Here is an 18957-nt window from a genome sequence, read left to right as displayed (position 1 = left end):
AAAATGTCCGGTTTCAACGATGATAGATCAAGTTGTAAGTTTATATGAATACTTTAAATTCATAGTTTACAAATGAATCGAAAAATCATATAATATCAATATGTATGTAAACAAAAGGAGGTGCGGCTATGAATATGAATCCGGAAATATATAGTGCAATTAGAGCGAACAACAATATGATTACAACATCGGATGTTTTGTCGATGGGATTTTCTAGAATGTTATTATCAAAGTACGTAAAAGAAGGATTACTAGAGCGTTGCAGACAAGGTGTTTATATGCTTCCAGAAGAAACACAGGATGATATGTACATATTAATGCTTAGTTCAAAAAAGATTATTTTTTCTCATGATACAGCATTATTTTTGAATGGGTTATCAGATCGAACTCCGTTTACTCATTCAGTTACGATTCCGAGTAATGCCTGTTTGCCAAAAGCAATTATAGGAGAATGTAATTGTTATTATGTGAAACCAGAGTTACATCAGCTTGGCGCTATTGATATGAAAACCACTTTTGGAAATGTAGTTCGATGTTATGATGCGGAAAGAACAGTATGTGATTTGTTAAGAAGTCGCACTCGTATAGATGAAGAAACTGTAATTGCTGCAATAAAAAATTATGCAGAATCGAGAAATAAAGATTTAAATAAATTATCAGAGTACGCAAAACAATTTAAGGTGGAAAAGACTTTGAAGAGGTATCTGGAGGTTTTATTATGAGTTCAAAAGCAATGAGTTTAAAGGGCAAAATAAAAAATTATGCAAAATCAAAAAGTATAGCAGCACAGGTTGTTTTGCAGAATTATATGTTCGAACGATTTCTTGCAAGACTGTCAATGTCAGACTATCGTGAGAAATTTGTTGTAAAGGGCGGAATGCTTATTGCAGCAATAGTCGGATTGGATACCAGATCCACTATGGACCTTGATACAACACTCAGAAATCTGCCACTAACGGAAGAAAAGGTTATGGAAGCAGTGGAAAATATATGCAAGATTACGTTAGGTGATGATGTAATATTTGAAGTGAAATCGATTGCACCTATTAGGAAAGATGACCGTTATGGTGGATTCTGTGTAAGGCTAGATGCAATATATGACACAATTGTTACCCCGTTATCAATAGATGTTTCTACAGGTGATGTGATAACACCGGAAGCTGTTGAATATGAGTTTAGTGGAATATTTGATGAAGAAATCAGAATTAAGATGTGGGGATATAACATCGAAAGCGTTATGGCTGAAAAGGTTGAAACAATTCTAAGTAGAGGAATATTTAATACAAGACCAAGAGATTTTTATGATGTTTATATTCTTGGAACAACACAGAGATATGATAAGAAAATATTCCTGAAGGCATTAGAGGCGACTGCAATTCATAGAGGAAGTAGGGAGCAAATAATAGATAAGACTGGAATTATTGAAAAATTGTCTGCAAGTGAGGAATTGATTCAAATGTGGGAGAAATATCGGAAGAAGTTTTCTTATGCAAGCGAAATTCAGTATGCAGATGTTATGGATGTGCTTATAAAAATGTTCCAATAGTTCTGTTCAGGAATGAAGGAACTTCTCTTATATGGTTATTTATGGTATCATATAAGAGAAGTTTTTAGTTTTATCGGGGAGTTTGGAGGTGCTATAAGCCTAAATCATCAAATCAGAAATTGAAACTGATATATCTTATGAAAATTCTTCTGGAGCGGACTGATGAAACGCACAGTATTACTATGCCGGAGATTATAGATGCACTCGCTGCGTATGATATAAGTGCGGAGTGCAAAACTGGCAAAAATCGGGAGCCGTCGATGCTCTCGACGGTTCCCGATGTATTGCCCACTAACTTTGAAATTTGTTCCCTTTTGGGATTGATATATTGCTTGCGACTAATGCGAGTGTAATGGCTTTTGGAAGGCAGAGATAAACATGAAAAAGATTATTATGAAAGTTGGGTTAATAATTATGGCACTTACAACAATGGTTACTATGAGTGCTTGCTCTAAAATTAATAATGATACGGCAAACGATGTGTGCTCGGCGTTGTCTGAGAAGTATGGAGAATCTTTTGTTGCTGTAAAAATTGGTGATCGCTTCAATACTGATAGTGCAAAACTTTATGTTCATCCTGCAGATAATGAAGACATTTTATTCACAGCTAGAATTAACAAGGACACCGGTGCAGTAGAGGACAATTACATCGAGGAAAAGGTAAACTACCAGGTTGAAGATACTTTGAAGAATGCATTTGAGCTGAATGGTATATCTGCTGCATCAAGATGTATGGTTGTTACCAGAGATACGTTGAGTGTTGAAACAGAGGAATATACACCTCAAACCTTTAGTGAAAAATATGGGTTTACCCATTACACTGTTTATCTTGTCCTTAAAGATGGCACCTACACTGCGCACGATGTTCTGAATGCAGTCAAGTTTGCTAATGACACAATCGGTGTAAAACTTGTTATTGCGGGATATGTTTTTGAAGACGATGGATATTCGAAATGTGTTTCTGAGATTCAGTCAACCCCGGATATCAGTATTACTATGATTGAAGCAATTTCTCCGATTTCCTCCTTTGATGTGAATGTTGAACAGGGTATGTGTTCAATTACTGAGGATGAGTTATCAGAGAAACTCGGGAGGTCTTGATTATGGCTTATTCAGATCTCCAATTATAGGACAACATAAGTAGTACTATATAATCAGAAAGAAACAAATAACCTTGATAATTCTTGATTACAGGAGGTATGGCAATGAGAAATTGGATGGATTTAAATGGCGATGGAGAAATAGATAGCTCAGAAATGATGTTTGCAGGAGAAATGCTTTGCACCAGCAGGGAAGAACATGAAGCATTATTTGGAGATGCCGGAGACTTCGAGGATGACGCAAAGGATGATTTTGAGATTGATGCAATGGCAGCAGGACTTGATGTTGATGAATTAGAACGTATGAATCCAGATGACAGGACAGAGGCATTGGAAGAAGCAGGGTTAGACCCGGATGATTATGATTTTGACTGAGTTTTTTGCAAGGGAGGCTGATTTGTATGAGAAAGAATTCATTTGGACAGGGACTGGCAATATTCCTTGTAATAATAGGTGTTCTGTTTGTAATAGGTTCCATAGGTGAAGCAAGTGAGCCTAAGTGCATTAAGGCAGGATGTGATAATAAGCAGGCAAGTGGAAGCAGCTATTGTTATTTGCATAAACCATATACGGGAAGCAGTACATCCCATAGAAGTTCATCATATAGCAATAAATCGTCTGGCAGTACTTCTAAGAGCAGTACAAGTAACTCTGGTTCAAGCAGTAGTTACAATAATAAATCAAATTCTACAAACAAGTCATCATATAGCAGTGGTACAAAGAAAAGTACAACGACAAAGAAGAGTACATATGACTCTTATGATGATGGCTATGATGATATCTATATGGATGACGATTATGACTATGACAGATATGACAGAGACAGCGATTATGCAGATGGTGTAGATGATGCAATGGATGAGTATGGAGAAGATTGGTAATGCTGACAAAGTTTTACGGAAAGGAGACCACTATGGAAGAACTTTATTTTACCATCAGGAGTTTTCAGTTAAGAACCAATACTTGAATCACCACACCATACTTCATTTATGTGAGGTCTTTCATAGCGGCGCATATCCTGATTGCTGGTTGTTTTGAGCTTAAGAGCCAGGAGATTAATATATCTGTTAACCGTGGGTTCAGATACATCCCCTTTTTTGATGCTTCCGTTTTCATGAAGCTGTCTGTAGATAGCAGAAAGTCTGATGATGTTATCGTTCCAAGCGTACCTAAAACCGAAAAGGCAAGGTAAGTGCTTATGACAGATAAAGAGAAAAGGTACTGGGCATATTTTCTGAATGGAAAGTAGTAGCCGAAGGGAGGGTGATTCATCTTATGGTGGATTGCTCTTTTTGCCGTTTGGCTTGAAAAAGTAAAAAAATTCCAGGTATATTTTTTTGAGAAAAGGGAAATATATTAATGGCACTAAAATAATAATAGTGCCGAAAAAATATTGACAAATATGAAAAGAAATATTACGCTATTCATATATTTCCGGCACTTGGCTGGGTGAAGTGCCGGAAAAATAATTGGAGGTGATATCACGATGACTGAAGAAATTTATTTCAGGGGTGTTCATAATGTGACGGAATTTACGCGCAATGAATTATTCGTCTCTTTTCGTCAGGGAGGATATCAATTAAGTGAAGCTTCGTTCTACAAAAAGGTTGAAGATATGGTCAATGATGGTGAGATAGTAAGGGTGGGACGTAATCATTATTGTTTGCCGAATGATAAGCGACAGGTGTACCGGCATGACTATTCGGAATTGGCGGAAGAAGTGGCATTGCAACTAGAGGAACAATATCCATATTTGAATTTTACAATATTTGAATTTGTTCAAATGAATGATTTCGTAAATCATTTAGTGGCTCATAATGTTATATTCCTATCAGTAGAATCAGATATTATGGAATTTGTTTTTGATACATTAAAGGAGAAATATCCTGGAAAAGTGCTTATCAATCCAACGGCAGATATCTACCATCTGTATTGGTCGGATAACATGATTGTAATTGTAAAGCTTATAACAGAAGCACCAAAAGGACAGGAAAAATCGTGGCATACAAGATTGGAGAAGCTATTAGTAGACATTATGTCAGAACCGTTACTTCTGGCATCTATAAGTGAGTCAGAATATCCGGGTGTATATATGGATGCTTTTACAAGATACTATATTGATGAAAACTGTTTGTTTCGATATGCAAATCGAAGAAAGAGCGCAAAGAAAATAAAGAAACTGCTACATGATAAAACGGATATTATATTAAAAACAAAGGAGTAGGTGCAAATGCTTTTGGACTTCTTGAAGCTTTGGCAAGGGTGAGGATGCCATTTATTTTTAAAGGTGGTACCTGCCTTATGATGCTAATGGATAAGCCACGTCGATTATCTACAGATATTGATATTATTGTGGAACCAGGGACTGATTTGGATGATTACTTAGAAAAAGCATCTGCTATATTTCCATTTCAGATGGTGGAAGAACAGAAGAGAGTCGGAAAAAACAATATAGAAAAGCGGCATTTTAAATTTACTTATGATTCACCAATTAACAATAAACAATTTTATATATTATTGGATGTGCTATTTGAAAATAATCATTATGCAGAAGTTGAGACAAAGGAAATAAGAAATGATTTACTACTGACAGAAGAAGAGTATCTAACAGTTAAAATTCCGAGTGCAGATTGTATTCTTGCAGATAAACTGACTGCATTTGCTCCTCATACGACAGGTGTCGAACTTAATAAAGGTAAGGATATGGAAGTAATGAAGCAGCTTTATGACGTGTGTTCTTTAATAGAGGTTTTTAAAGAATGCGATGTTGTAAAGCGTACATATGAACCGATTGCGTTGGCGGAGATTGCATACCGTGGAATAAATGCAACACCAACGGACTGCTTATGGGACAGCTTTGAGTCAGCTTTATGTATTGCGTCACGAGGCAAGGTCGGAGCAGAGGAGTATCCGATATATGTTAAAGGTATACGTGACTTACGTGGACATATTTATGCAGAAAACTATAGTCCGGAAATTGCAGCAGGGAGAGCAACCATGGTTATGTACATGGTAATGTGTTTGTTGACAGATACAGAGTTTGAAAAGGTGAAGGACTTCCGGGAATATGCCAATCATAAATTAGTGCATGAAAAGTTATTGACTCTTCGTTACTTGAAAAAGGCAAATCCAGAGGCCTATGCTTATGTGGTGAAGACTGATGAGATAATGAAATAAAATGATACTTGAAGAATTAATATCAAAAGCTAATCTTTGAATAAATATTTTTTGAATTTAAGTGACTCTTGACACATTTTTCCCGTCTATTAGGGTGAAAGGCCTTAATACAAGGGAAAGGAGGAGAAGCCTATGGATGATAAGCAGATATTAGATTTATATTGGGAGCGCTCCGAAGCTGCTATATCCGAAACTTCAAAAAAATACGGAAAGTATTGCAGATATATAGCCTTTAATATTCTTCACAATGACGAAGACAGCGAGGAATGTGTAAATGATACTTATTTAAGAGCTTGGAACAGCATACCGCCTAACCGTCCATCTGTCCTAAAAACTTTTTTAGGGAAGATTACTCGCAACTTATCTTTGGACAGGTACGAACTGCTCAATGCAAAGAAACGTAATGGCGGGCAAATGCCATTGGTTTTTGATGAAATAAAAGAGTGCATACCATCGTTGGATAGTACAGAAAACATTGTTGAAGAAATTGCTCTAACGGATATTCTCAACCGCTTTCTTTCTTCCCTGTCATTAGAACAGCGAAAAATCTTTATGAGAAGATATTGGTATTTATCGCCCATTAAAGAAATTGCAACGGAATATGGTATGAGCGAGAGCAAAATCAAGATGTCATTATTTCGTTCAAGGAACGAACTCAAAAAATTGTTAGAGAAAGAAGGTATCTCTGTATGAAAGAAAAGAAACTTTTAAGGGCATTGGGAAATGTCGATAATCAGTATATTAAGGAGGCTGAACCTATGAAAAAAACAAGTAAAATAACTAATCGGCAAAAATGGGTGTCTGTTGCTGCTTGCTTCGTACTCGTTGCTGTGATTGGAGTGGGAATTTTTCAAAGCAATCTGTTTGGTACAAAAAACGATATTGCTACGCTGGATGGTGGAGAAACAATTACTTTTGTTAAAAATGACTTATCACAATCTTCAATTAACTTAAATGTAATAACAAGACCTTTGAGCGATGCTGAGATTGAAATGCTTTTTGCAGACTTGCCTGTTACCGCAGATGCTTACTTTGATGCTGACAATCATAATATTCTGGGTTTTGAGGGAAAAATTGGTGATACAAGAATGGTAGTATCTAAACAGGGTGTAAATCTATTAGATACTATCATTGATGGAAATACAATCACTTCAAGTATAGACGGCGTTGATATCAATGCAGGATATTTCGTAACAAAGTCAAATAGTCAAGGTATCAAAACCGTAATATATTATGCAACCTTTGATATGGGAGAGAACACTATTTATGTAGAGTATTCTGGCGCTGAAAATGAAAGTGAAACTGTAAAGAACAACTTGGTAGACACAATTTTGAAGTTGATTGAGAACGGTGCATTTGATTTGAGCCAAATCCAAGAATAATCTGCAAATTTCATATACTAAGAACTTGATATAACGCCTATACCCTTAAAAATATTTGGCTTCGGTATGCTGTATTGCGTGGTGTATCTTCCTTCTAAAGATGGCACATTATTTCTTTGCTGTGGTTACAAATGCACCAATTACATATTATGGAACGGTGTGCATTGTGCTGTTTGGATTAATGTGGAGTATAGTCATGGAATTGAAGCAGGAATTAAAAGAATACCTTTTGGGGTTTCCACAGGAATATTGGCTTGTTCCGTGTTCTAATAGTTCAAGATATAACAAGGTGTTTCGTTTTATATGGTTAGTAGGCGTCGTTTTAGGAATGATATTTTTATTAATGATTAAATGAGGGATGAGTCTTTGATAAAAGTTATATTTTATTTTTTGCTTGTAAGTATAGGAGCAGGTTTGGTGCAGATGAAAATACCGCTGTTTGGTCGTCATGGCAAGCGGTGGGAAGAACAAAATTATGCACAGCGGTTTGGCGGTATCTTTTTTCCGGTATTCATTGCGCTTGTAGTTATCTTTTTATTTAATGAGTATAAGACGGCTCAATTACCCACTTTGAATGAAGAAATGCTGATGAATGGAGCGGAGTATTGTTTGGTAACTGATCTGAATGAGATAGGAGATGCGGATTATGCTTATGAGATAAAAAGCGGAAGCTCACAAGAGGAGATTTGCGGAATTATATCAAGTATATGTATAGACTTAAAAAGGGAAGATGATTTGGTAAATGCCAGATATGAAAACGGAGAATATATTATCATCAGCAATGGCATAACAATAGGACGGGCTGTCATAAATGACAAAGCAACAACAGATTTGTTGAAAATATACTTTTGCAACTAACAGTGGATGAGCGTTTCTGTGTAACTTTTAGGCGAGAATATCAAAAACTTTTCGTTCTGTTCACATTAACTGCTATATATTCGTTGAAGAATTTGCTATAAAATAAGTGGTTGAGGATACCTGTTAGCCCATAACGCGAAAGGCGATGTTATGTATGCGTATGTAAGCTCAGTAACAATTCTTTCTGCTAACGACAAGGCTTCCTATGACGTGACGTAGATTATAAAAGATATTAAAGAATGGATTACATCATGGAACGAGTAGTACAATTTTTAAAAGAAGCAGAGACATATTATTTGGCAACAGTAGAAGGTGACCAGCCAAAGGGTAAGACCTTTTGAAACCGCACACATTTTTGAAGGGAAGCAAGACAGTCTATGCTTGATGCTTATCCATCTATAACTATGGAAAAGTAAGAGGATTGCGTGATGTAATAGATTATCGTACAATGGATTATTATCAAAGAAGATATATGGCAGGAAAGGAATAGCAAACCAACCAAAGTGAAATAAAGTTATGAGCAGTAAAGCAGAAAGCAGAAGAAAAAGTATCGGGATGACATCCGGCTCTTTATGGAAGAACATCTTCCTCTTTAGCATACCGTTGATGTGTTCTCAGATATTAGAAGTATTATTTAATTTAAGCGACGTAGCAATTGTAGGAAAATATGCAGGATATATCCCCCTGGGGTCGGTTGGCTCGACCACGCTGTTGGTGTCCTTATTTACCGGCTTCCTGATTGGAATGGGTGGCGGCGTCAATGTAAGAGTAGCACATAAACTGGGCGTAGGCGATGCGAAGGGAACGGAAGAAACCGTGCACACGGCGGCATTGATTTGTCTGGTGGCAGGACTTATACTGTGCCTGATATGTAATATATTTGCGGAGCCATTTTTAAACATTTTACATACGAAATCAGAGTTTATGGATGGCGCAGTACTATATTTTCGGATCTATGCACTGGGGCTTCCGGCACTTGCAATTTACAATTTTGGAAATGGTGTTTTAAGTGCATCCGGCGAGACGAAGCTTCCACTTATTTATCTGAGTATTGCCGGTGTGTTAAATGTGTTATTAAATCTTTTCTTTGTTATCCAGTGTAATATGGCAGCAGGCGGAGTGGCAATTGCCAGCGTTATTGCTCAGTATGTGTCAGCTATTTTGGTGGTTTCTCATCTGTGCCGGAGAAAGGATAGCTGCAGGCTCTATTTTTCCAGACTACGTTTTCATAGGGAAGCGGCGAAAAGTGTGCTGATGCTTGGCGTTCCGGGCGGAATGCAGAATGCAATCTTTGCAATTGCAAATCTTTTTGTGCAGACCGGAGTCAACTCCTTTGATGCGGTTATGGTGTCCGGCAATTCAGCGGCAATCAATGCAGATACGCTGATTTTTAATATTATGACAGCGTTTTATACGGCATGCGCCAGTTTCATGGGACAGAATATGGGGGCAGGAAACAGGGAACGCATGATAAAAAGTTACCGCATCAGTTTATTGTATTCGTTTCTGGCAGGCGCAATTTTTGGTGGGCTGCTGGTGGTTTTCGGAAGACAGTTCCTGTCTCTTTTTGCCAGCAAACCGGAGGTAATTGAAGCCGGAATGGAGCGGATTAAGATTATGGGATTTTCCTATGCACTTTCCGCATTTATGGACTGCACTATTGCGGCATCCCGCGGAATTGGAAAGAGCATTGTGCCGACCATTATTGTTATCATGGGCTCCTGCGTATTCCGTGTAATCTGGGTATATACGATTTTTGCATATTTTGGAACCATTGCATCCTTATATCTTTTGTATGCATTTTCCTGGTCGATTACAGCAATTGCCGAGATTATTTATTTCAAAGTATGCTTCCGGAAGCTTCGGATAGCGGCATAGAACCATAGATTCATGGAAGAAAGTAAAAAAGAAAGCGGAAGAGAGAAAGAAAAATGGAAGAAAGACGTTCGGAAAATACAACGCTTTGCTATATAGAAAAGGAAAATTGCTACCTGATGATGCACCGGGTGAAGAAAAGCCATGATGTAAATAAAGATAAATGGGTTGGTGTTGGCGGTCATTTTGAAGCAGGAGAATCTCCGGAAGAATGCCTGCTTCGGGAAGTAAAAGAAGAAACCGGGCTTACTTTGGATGCCTATCGGCTGCGGGGTGTGGTAACTTTTGATTCCGATGCGTGGCCGACAGAATATATGTTTCTTTATACGGCAGATGAATTCCACGGTACGATGACCGAGTGCAACGAAGGAACACTGGAATGGGTGCCAAAGGAAGAAGTATATAATCTGCCTATCTGGGAAGGTGATAAGATATTTTTCAGGCTGTTAGAAGAGAGGGAGAGTTTCTTTTCGTTGAAATTATCCTATCAGGGAGATACTTTGACCCATGCCATATTAGATGGGACAACCCGATTGAAATAAAAGTAAATTATAAGTAGAAATAAGCAACCAGATACCATTAATTAGTAAAACTAATTAGTGGTATTACTATATATAATTGGTTTTTATAAGCAAATGACGTTATAATGTAAGTAGCATTGAGCAGTGCCAGACCTTATAAGCAGTCCGTTGGGCTGCTGGCAGTCCAAACGGGCTGATTAAAAGGTTGCCAAGCATCCGTAAGAAGCTGCCGGTGGCAGGTTCTGTAGGTCTGATAGGGCGAAAGCCCGAAGTATGGAAATGCGAAGCATTTCCATACTTGCACTGAAAAAATAAAGAGCAAGATAAAGAATAATTTCAGGAGGAAGAACAATGGATTACAAGAACGCAGGCGTGGATATTGAGGCAGGATATAAGTCCGTAGAACTGATGAAGGAGCATGTAAAGAAGACCATGCGTCCAGAGGTTCTTGGAGGACTGGGCGGATTTTCCGGAGCATTTTCATTAGAGAAGATTAAAGAAATGGAAGAACCGGTACTGTTATCCGGAACAGATGGCTGTGGCACGAAAGTAAAGCTCGCCATGATTATGGACAAGCATGATACCATCGGTATTGATGCAGTAGCAATGTGTGTAAATGATATTGCCTGTGCAGGTGGAGAACCATTATTCTTCTTAGATTATATTGCATGTGGTAAGAATTATCCGGAGAAAATTGCAGCCATCGTAAAAGGTGTAGCAGAAGGATGTCTTCAGTCTGATGCGGCATTAATTGGTGGAGAGACCGCAGAGCATCCTGGTCTGATGGCAGAGGATGAATATGACCTGGCTGGATTTGCAGTAGGTGTATGTGATAAGAAAGATATGATTACCGGCGAGACCCTGGCAGACGGTGATGTGCTGATTGGTATGGCATCAACCGGAGTACATTCCAATGGATTTTCACTGGTTCGTAAAATCTTTACTATGGATAAAGAAACCCTTGATACATACCATGAAGAACTGGGAACTACTTTGGGAGAAGCATTACTTGCACCAACCAGAATTTATGTAAAAGCACTGCGTGCCATCAAAGATGCCGGCATCCGTGTAAAAGCCTGCAGCCATATCACAGGCGGTGGTTTCTATGAAAATGTTCCACGTATGCTTCCGGAAGGAAAACATGCAGTGATTGAAAAGAACAGCTATCCGATTCCACCAATCTTTACCCTGATGGCAAAAGAAGGAAATGTAGAAGAGAAAATGATGTACAATACCTACAACATGGGACTAGGTATGGTACTTGCAGTTGCACCGGAAGATGTAGATAAAACCATGGAAGCAATCAAATCTGCCGGAGACAAGCCATATGTTGTTGGTAAGATTGAAAACGGAGAAAAGGGTGTTACATTATGCTAAAAGTTGCAGTATTAGTATCCGGTGGTGGAACCAATCTTCAGGCAATTATCGATGCCATGGATAATGGAACCATTACCAATGCAAAGATAGAAGTGGTAATCAGTAATAATCCGAATGCCTATGCCTTAGAGCGTGCAAAAAAACATAATATCAAGGCACTTTGCATTTCTCCGAAATCCTATGAGAACCGGGCGGCATTCAATGCTGATTTCTTAGAAAAATTGAATGAATATAAAGTAGATTTGGTGGTGCTGGCAGGATTTTTGGTGGTAATTCCACCGGAAATGATTGCACAGTACCGCAACCGGATAATCAATATTCATCCATCCCTGATTCCATCTTTCTGTGGAACAGGCTTCTATGGATTAAAAGTCCACGAAGGAGCACTTTCCCGTGGAGTGAAGGTAACAGGAGCTACGGTGCATTTTGTGGATGAAGGAACAGATACCGGTCCAATCATTTTACAGAAAGCAGTTGCAGTAGAAGAGGATGATACGCCGGAGATTCTGCAGCGTCGTGTGATGGAACAGGCAGAGTGGAAAATTATGCCACAGGCAATTGATTTAATTGCCAATGGAAGAGTAAAAGTCGAAGACGGGAAAGTGAAGATTCTTCCAAAAGCAGACCATTAGAATTGAGTAAAAGTAAATAAAGATTAAGTAGAAATGAATGAAAAATAGAAGAAAAATAACCGGATTAGGAGGAGCAGCATGAAAGTATTAGTAGTTGGAAGCGGCGGAAGAGAGCATGCAATTGTGACAAGTGTAGCAAAGAGCAGCCGTGTAGATAAGATTTATTGTGCACCGGGCAATGCCGGAATCGGACAGCTGGCAGAATGTGTGAACATTGGAGCCATGGAATTTGACAAGCTGGTAGCTTTTGCAAAGGAAAAAGAGATTGATTTTACCATCGTAGGAATGGATGATCCATTGGTCGGTGGAATTGTAGATGTATTTGAAGCAGAAGGATTAAAAGTATTCGGACCGAGAAAGAATGCTGCAATCTTAGAGGGATCCAAAGCATTTTCCAAAGATTTGATGAAGAAATATAACATTCCGACCGCAGGATATGAGACCTTTGATGACCCGAAAAAGGCATTGGAGTATCTGGAAACTGCAAAAATGCCAATCGTATTAAAGGCAGACGGACTGGCACTTGGTAAAGGTGTTCTGATTTGTAACACCTTGGAGGAAGCGAAAGCCGGAGTAAAAGAAATCATGGAAGATAAGAAATTTGGTTCTGCCGGCAACCATATGGTAATAGAAGAGTTCATGACAGGCCGTGAAGTATCCGTGCTTTCTTTCGTAGATGGCAAGACCATTAAGATTATGTCTTCCGCACAGGACCACAAACGTGCCAAAGATGGAGACCAGGGCTTAAATACCGGTGGAATGGGTAACTTCTCTCCAAGTCCTTTCTATACCAAAGAAGTAGATGATTTCTGTAAGAAATATATCTATCAGGCAACCGTAGATGCCATGGCAGCAGAAGGAAGACCATTTGTAGGTGTTATTTTCTTCGGTCTGATGCTGACAGAGGATGGACCAAAGGTATTAGAGTACAATGCCCGTTTTGGTGACCCGGAAGCTCAGGTAGTTCTTCCGAGAATGAAAAATGACATCATTGATGTAATGGAAGCCTGCGTAGACGGTAAATTAGATACCATTGATTTACAGTTTGAAGATAATGCAGCCGTATGCGTTGTTCTTGCATCTGACGGATATCCGGTGGCATATGAAAAAGGATTTGAAATCAAAGGCCTTGAGAACTTTGATGGCAAAGAAGGTTACTACTGTTTCCATGCTGGAACCAAGTTAAATGAGGAAGGAAAAATTGTAACCAACGGAGGCCGTGTACTTGGCATCACAGCCAAGGGAGCTACCTTAAAAGAAGCAAGAGCCAATGCTTATAAGGCAACGGAGTGGGTAGACTTCGATAACAAGTATATGCGCCATGACATTGGAAAATCCATAGATGAAGCATAAAGTTAAAGAATGATTTAACGAATCGACAAAATAGGAAGATAAGAAAAGTATCCGTAAAAAACAGAAAAATTTACGGGTACTTTTTCTATACTTAAAAATGCAATGCAATAAAGAGACGAGAATCAATGACGAATTCTTGAAATTAAAACAAGACATAATAAATTTTGATAAAATAAAAACCAATCATACTACGATAATTCAATTCATATTAGAACAAACCGGTTCATATTGGGATAGACCAATTCTTCCGCCCATCCCCCAGTCCGGCACATTCCCTTCTTCTAAAAAATAATAAAATCAGAAAACAAATTAATATAAGTCTCAAAAGAAAGATTTTAAGATTACATAATGTATAAAATAATAAAAATTGATAAGACAACTTGCAGGAGAAAAAGAAAATGCACAAGATACAATCATAAATTTGTAATGTTAAATTTTCTACTCTTGCGCTTGGTGGGATTATCCGATACAATATTAATTTAGAATATACTCTAAATAGTGAAAAAACTAGCGCAGGAGGTGCCGCAGCATGAGTCTGGCAGATAAAATTTTTATCGATATGTGTCAGGATATATTGGACAACGGGGTAAGTACAGAAGGAGAAAAAGTCCGCCCACATTGGGAGGATGGAACCAGTGCTTATACAATTAAGAAATTTGGTGTGGTAAACAGGTATGATTTATCCAAGGAATTTCCGGCAATTACATTACGAAAGACAGCAATCAAGAGCTGTACCGATGAGATGTTATGGATCTGGCAGTTGAAGTCCAATAATGTCAATGACTTACACAGCCATGTCTGGGATGAATGGGCAGATGAGACAGGATCTATTGGAAAAGCTTATGGCTACCAGATGGGAGTAAAGCATAAATATAAGGAAGGAATGTTTGACCAGGTAGACCGTGTCATCTATGACCTTAAGAACAATCCTTTCAGCAGAAGAATCATGACCAATATATATGTACATCAGGATTTAAGTGAGATGCATCTTTATCCATGCGCATACAGCATGACCTTTAATGTAACCCAGAAGAAGGGGGACGATAAGCTGACTTTGAATGCAATTTTAAATCAGCGTTCCCAGGATATCTTAGCTGCCAATAACTGGAATGTCTGCCAGTATGCAGTATTGATGCATATGCTGGCACAGGTGTGCGATATGCGTGTGGGAGAGTTAGTGCATGTGATTGCAGATGCACATATTTATGACCGGCATATTCCTATTATAAAGGAACTGATTCAAAGACCGACGTATGACGCACCGACATTCTGGCTGAATCCGGATGTAAAGGATTTCTATGAATTTACCAGAAATGATGTACGTCTTGATAATTATGTGACAGGACCGCAGATTCAGGATATTCCAATCGCAATATAAAAAGGAGCAGGTGAAAGAGATGAATTTAATCGCAGCAGTAGATGCTAATTGGGCAATTGGCTATAAGAATAAATTACTGGTAAGCATTCCGGATGATATGAAATTTTTCCGTCAGACCACAACCGGGAAAGTGGTAGTCATGGGACGTAAGACCTTGGAAAGCTTTCCAAATGGACAGCCTCTTAAGAACCGTGTCAATATTGTACTGACCAGTGATAAGAATTATAAAGTGAAGGATGCCATTGTGGTGCATGATTTAGACGAACTGCATAAAGAGTTAGAGCAGTATAACAGTGAGGATGTCTATGTTATTGGCGGTGAAAGCATTTATCGTCAGCTTTTGGATGAGTGCGATGTAGCGCATATTACGAAGATTGACTATGCATATGATGCAGATGCCTATTTCCCGAATCTGGATGAAAAGGAAGAATGGCAGATTACAGAAGACAGTGATGAACAGACCTATTTTGATCTGGAGTATTACTTCTTAAAATATGAAAGAATAAGATAAGCAGAAAGAAACGTGTAAGAAATGAATAATCTTATTTTCAGTTTAAATACCACCATGCCAATCTTTCTTGTGATGGTAATCGGTTATATCTTAAAGCAGATTGGTATGCTCAATGATAATTTTGTGACGGTGGCGAATAAGTTTAATTTTAAGGTGACCTTGCCATTTATGTTATTTCGGGATATTGCTACGGTAAATATCCGGGAAATCTTTGATTTGAAATATGTGCTTTTCTGTGCACTGGCAAGTACCGTCTGTTTCTGGGTAATCTGGGGAGCCACAAAGCTCTTTGTAAAGGATAAATCCATCCGTGGTGCATTTGTGCAAAGCTCCTTCCGGAGCAGTGCCGCAGTCATGGGACTTGCCTTTATTGAAAATATTTATGGCAGTTCTGCCATGGGACCATTGATGATTATCGGGGCAGTGCCGCTTTATAATATCTTTTCTGTTATTGTACTGACCTTTGAAGCCAATGAAGATGGAGCGGGAGAAGAGGCAGCACATGGTGGCAGAATCAAGAAAGCATTTCTTAACATATTAAAGAATCCGATTATCCTTGGAATTGCCTTTGGTATGGTGGCAGCATTATTGTCCCTTGATTTTCCTGCCATGGTAGATAAGACCATTGAGAATGTGGCAAAGATGGCAACACCACTGGCGTTGATTGCACTGGGTGCAGGCTTTGAGGGAAGAAAAGCCCTGGCAAAAATCAGACCGACCCTTGCAGCATCTGCAATCAAACTTGTGATACAGCCGCTTTTATTACTTCCGGTGGCAGCAGCCTTGGGATTTACCGGAGAAAAAATGATTGCAATTCTGATTATGCTTGCATCACCGACTACACCAAGCTGCTATATTATGGCAAAGAACATGAAAAATGATGGTGTGCTGACAGCAAGTATTATTGTGACAACAACGCTTTTGGGAGCATTTACCTTAACTGGCTGGATTTTTATCCTTAAGACCATGGGATTGATATAGAGGAGGATGTTAGATGGATATTACAGGAAGAAAATTATTTGTAAAGGCGATGATGGAAGAAGGCGTGGATACCATATTTGGTTATCCGGGCGGAATGGTCACCGACCTTTTTGATGAATTATATAAACAGGATGATATTCACCTGGTGCTTCCCAGACATGAGCAGGGACTGATTCATGAGGCAGAAGGATATGCGAGAGCTACCGGAAAGCCGGGCGTATGCCTGGTAACCAGCGGACCGGGTGCCACCAATATTATTACAGGACTCGCAGATGCGCATTTTGACAGCATTCCGCTTGTTTGCATTACCGGTCAGGTGCCACTTCCGTTGATTGGAAATGATGCCTTTCAGGAGGTTGATATTGTAGGAATGACCCGTTCCATAACAAAATACGGCGTAACCGTTCGGGACAGAAAAGATTTGGGAAAAATAATCCGCATGGCATTTCACATTGCAACCACCGGAAAACCGGGACCGGTTCTTGTGGATATCCCAAAGGATATCCAGTTAGAGAGTGGACCATCCGATTATCCAAAGAGTGTGCAGATTCGTGGTTACAAGCCAAATGAAGGCGTACATATCGGACAGTTGAAAAAGGCATATAAGCTTTTAAAGAGTGCCAAGAAACCATTGATTCTTGCCGGAGGCGGAATCAACATTGCCCGTGCCAATGATATTTTCGATGAATTTGTTACTAAAATGCAGGTGCCGGTTGTTACCACCATTATGGGAAAAGGAGCCATTGGCACATCCAATCCTTATTATATGGGAAACTGCGGTATGCATGGAAGATATGCAGCCAATATGGCAGTTTCTGAGTGTGATGTATTATTCTCCATCGGAACAAGATTCAATGACCGCATTACCGGCGATTTGAATGAGTTTGCACCAAAGGCAAAAATTGTTCATGTAGATGTGGATACAGCATCCATTTCCAGAAACGTTGTGGTGGATGTACCGGTAGTAGCAGATGCAAGAACCGCACTGGAAAAATTATCAGAGTGGGCAGAACCGAAGAAAACAACAGCCTGGATAGCCCGCATTGAGGAATGGAACAAAGAAAATCCTCTGGAAATGCGAAGAGATAAGGGACTTTCCCCGCAGATGATTATGGAAGGAATCAATGAGCATTTCAAAGGGGCCATTATTGCAACAGATGTTGGGCAGCATCAGATGTGGGCAACCCAGTATCTTGAGATGGAACGTGGCGGAACCTTTATTACATCAGGAGGCCTTGGAACAATGGGCTTTGGATTCCCGGCAGCAGTCGGAGCAAAAATCGGCTGTCCGGAACAAGAGGTTATTTGTATCACCGGAGATGGTGGATTCCAGATGAATATGCAGGAAATGGCAACTGCAGTATGCCAGGATGCACCGGTAATTGTCTGCATTTTAAATAATTTTTATCTTGGCATGGTTCGCCAGCAGCAGCAGCTTTTCTACGGAAAACGTTATTCTGCAACCTGCCTGCGTCAGCATAAGGAATGTCCGAACAACTGTAAGGGACCGGGAAAAGACTGCCCGGTATATGAACCGGATTTTGTGAAATGGGCAGAAAGCTATGGCGCAAAGGGTATTCGTGTAACGAACACCGAAGAAATGAATGCAGCCTTCGAAGAGGCAAAGAAGAATAAAAAGACTTCTACCGTAATAGAATTTATGATTGCAACAGAGGACATTGTACTTCCGATGGTTAAGAGTGGAACTGCAATGAGCCAGATGATTTTGAAATAGGAGGAACGTTGGTATGAAAAACAGATGGATTGCATTATATGTAGAAAACCAGGTTGGTGTACTGGCGAAGGTTTCCGGACTTTTTTCCGGCAAATCCTATAACCTCCAGAGTCTTACCGTAGGAACCACGGAAGATGAGAGTGTGTCCCGTATGACAATCTGTGTAACCAGTGATGATATTACATTTGAACAGATTAAGAAGCAGTTAAACAGTATGGTAGAGGTCATTAAGGTAATTGATTTAACCAATGTACCAATCCATATGAAAGAGATTCTTTTTGCAAAAGTGCTGCATTGCAGCGTGGAAGATAAAGCGGAGGTATTTCAGATTGCAACAACCTTTAAAGTAGATGTGGCAGATATTGGGGAAGACAGCGTATTGTTAGAGTGTAAGCTGACAGAACGTCGCAACAATGAACTGATAGCTCTTTTAAAACGCCGCTTCAGGACCATCGAAGTAGTGCGTGGCGGGGCAGTAGCCATTGAATCAATCAGCACATCCTGCCGGTAATATTAAATACCGGGAATATG

The 18957-nt window shown here is 39.3% G+C and carries 20 protein-coding genes and 1 pseudogene; 20 read left to right on the top strand and 1 reads right to left on the bottom strand.

Annotated features, from left to right (window positions below; translation table 11 throughout):
* Positions 1-128: 128 nt before the first annotated feature.
* The 5 genes from OCV43_RS08770 (at position 129) to OCV43_RS08745 (ending at position 3527) form a co-directional block, all read left to right on the top strand.
* A complete protein-coding gene (locus OCV43_RS08770; protein ID WP_022243694.1) occupies positions 129-722 on the top strand; it encodes a type IV toxin-antitoxin system AbiEi family antitoxin domain-containing protein in 594 nt (197 codons plus the stop codon).
* Complete coding sequence (locus OCV43_RS08765; RefSeq protein ID WP_022243693.1) at positions 719-1546, top strand: nucleotidyl transferase AbiEii/AbiGii toxin family protein; 828 nt, start codon at positions 719-721, stop codon at positions 1544-1546. Before OCV43_RS08770 ends, OCV43_RS08765 begins: the two co-directional genes overlap by 4 nt.
* Positions 1547-1924: 378 nt before the next feature.
* Positions 1925-2647 (top strand): hypothetical protein, encoded by a 723-nt coding sequence (locus OCV43_RS08755; RefSeq protein WP_118665413.1) that lies wholly within the window; start codon positions 1925-1927, stop codon positions 2645-2647.
* A 104-nt stretch (positions 2648-2751) separates the two neighbouring features.
* Positions 2752-3021, top strand: coding sequence for a hypothetical protein (locus OCV43_RS08750; protein ID WP_022243691.1), 270 nt, complete (start codon positions 2752-2754; stop codon positions 3019-3021).
* 26 nt (positions 3022-3047) lie between these two features.
* Positions 3048-3527 (top strand): hypothetical protein, encoded by a 480-nt coding sequence (locus tag OCV43_RS08745; protein ID WP_022243690.1) that lies wholly within the window; start codon positions 3048-3050, stop codon positions 3525-3527.
* 74 nt (positions 3528-3601) lie between these two features.
* Here OCV43_RS08745 and OCV43_RS14170 read toward each other — a convergent pair.
* A pseudogene (locus OCV43_RS14170) lies at positions 3602-3784 on the bottom strand (IS481 family transposase); the annotation flags it as partial.
* Positions 3785-4132: 348 nt separating this feature from the next.
* On the opposite strand from OCV43_RS14170, the gene OCV43_RS08735 reads away from it, so the two are divergent.
* The 15 genes from OCV43_RS08735 (at position 4133) to ilvN (ending at position 18937) form a co-directional block, all read left to right on the top strand.
* Positions 4133-4870 carry a DUF6577 family protein gene (locus OCV43_RS08735; RefSeq protein ID WP_118665415.1) on the top strand — a complete coding sequence of 246 codons (738 nt, stop codon included), beginning with the start codon at positions 4133-4135 and terminating at the stop codon, positions 4868-4870.
* A 44-nt stretch (positions 4871-4914) separates the two neighbouring features.
* The gene (locus OCV43_RS08730) at positions 4915-5823 is read left to right on the top strand and encodes a nucleotidyl transferase AbiEii/AbiGii toxin family protein (RefSeq protein ID WP_118665417.1); all 909 of its coding nucleotides are present in this window, start codon (positions 4915-4917) and stop codon (positions 5821-5823) included.
* 132 nt (positions 5824-5955) lie between these two features.
* Positions 5956-6516 (top strand): RNA polymerase sigma factor, encoded by a 561-nt coding sequence (locus OCV43_RS08725; RefSeq protein WP_118540929.1) that lies wholly within the window; start codon positions 5956-5958, stop codon positions 6514-6516.
* Positions 6513-7205: a hypothetical protein gene (locus OCV43_RS08720; protein ID WP_118540930.1), complete on the top strand. Its 693-nt coding sequence runs from the start codon at positions 6513-6515 to the stop codon at positions 7203-7205. The genes OCV43_RS08725 and OCV43_RS08720 overlap by 4 nt, the downstream gene beginning before the upstream one ends.
* Positions 7206-7628: 423 nt before the next feature.
* On the top strand, positions 7629-8063 hold the full coding sequence (locus OCV43_RS08715; RefSeq protein WP_227700434.1) for a hypothetical protein: 435 nt from the start codon (positions 7629-7631) through the stop codon (positions 8061-8063).
* Positions 8064-8579: 516 nt separating this feature from the next.
* A complete protein-coding gene (locus OCV43_RS08705; protein ID WP_262623874.1) occupies positions 8580-9941 on the top strand; it encodes an MATE family efflux transporter in 1362 nt (453 codons plus the stop codon).
* A gap of 53 nt (positions 9942-9994) precedes the next feature.
* Positions 9995-10480, top strand: a complete 486-nt coding sequence (locus OCV43_RS08700) for an NUDIX hydrolase (protein ID WP_262623873.1) — start codon at positions 9995-9997, stop codon at positions 10478-10480.
* Positions 10481-10810: 330 nt separating this feature from the next.
* A complete protein-coding gene (purM, locus tag OCV43_RS08695; protein ID WP_022243386.1) occupies positions 10811-11836 on the top strand; it encodes a phosphoribosylformylglycinamidine cyclo-ligase in 1026 nt (341 codons plus the stop codon).
* Positions 11830-12468 carry a phosphoribosylglycinamide formyltransferase gene (gene purN / locus OCV43_RS08690; protein WP_022243387.1) on the top strand — a complete coding sequence of 213 codons (639 nt, stop codon included), beginning with the start codon at positions 11830-11832 and terminating at the stop codon, positions 12466-12468. The genes purM and purN overlap by 7 nt, the downstream gene beginning before the upstream one ends.
* A 78-nt stretch (positions 12469-12546) precedes the next feature.
* Complete coding sequence (gene purD, locus OCV43_RS08685) at positions 12547-13821, top strand: phosphoribosylamine--glycine ligase (protein WP_262623872.1); 1275 nt, start codon at positions 12547-12549, stop codon at positions 13819-13821.
* A 529-nt stretch (positions 13822-14350) separates the two neighbouring features.
* Positions 14351-15199, top strand: a complete 849-nt coding sequence (gene thyA / locus OCV43_RS08680) for a thymidylate synthase (protein ID WP_117698015.1) — start codon at positions 14351-14353, stop codon at positions 15197-15199.
* Positions 15200-15218: 19 nt separating this feature from the next.
* Positions 15219-15710 (top strand): dihydrofolate reductase, encoded by a 492-nt coding sequence (locus OCV43_RS08675; RefSeq protein ID WP_117841761.1) that lies wholly within the window; start codon positions 15219-15221, stop codon positions 15708-15710.
* A 21-nt stretch (positions 15711-15731) separates the two neighbouring features.
* Entirely contained in the window at positions 15732-16691 is a 960-nt protein-coding gene (locus OCV43_RS08670) for an AEC family transporter (RefSeq protein WP_262623871.1), read from the top strand.
* Positions 16692-16704: 13 nt separating this feature from the next.
* Positions 16705-18426 (top strand): biosynthetic-type acetolactate synthase large subunit, encoded by a 1722-nt coding sequence (gene ilvB / locus OCV43_RS08665; protein WP_262623870.1) that lies wholly within the window; start codon positions 16705-16707, stop codon positions 18424-18426.
* Positions 18427-18439: 13 nt separating this feature from the next.
* Positions 18440-18937, top strand: a complete 498-nt coding sequence (gene ilvN / locus OCV43_RS08660; protein WP_117698016.1) for an acetolactate synthase small subunit — start codon at positions 18440-18442, stop codon at positions 18935-18937.
* The last annotated feature ends 20 nt before the right edge of the window (positions 18938-18957 follow it).

Origin of the sequence: Roseburia amylophila, from assembly GCF_025567465.1 — a bacterium.
Lineage (GTDB): Bacteria > Bacillota > Clostridia > Lachnospirales > Lachnospiraceae > Roseburia_C > Roseburia_C amylophila.
This window is presented reverse-complemented; position numbering and strand designations above follow the sequence as displayed.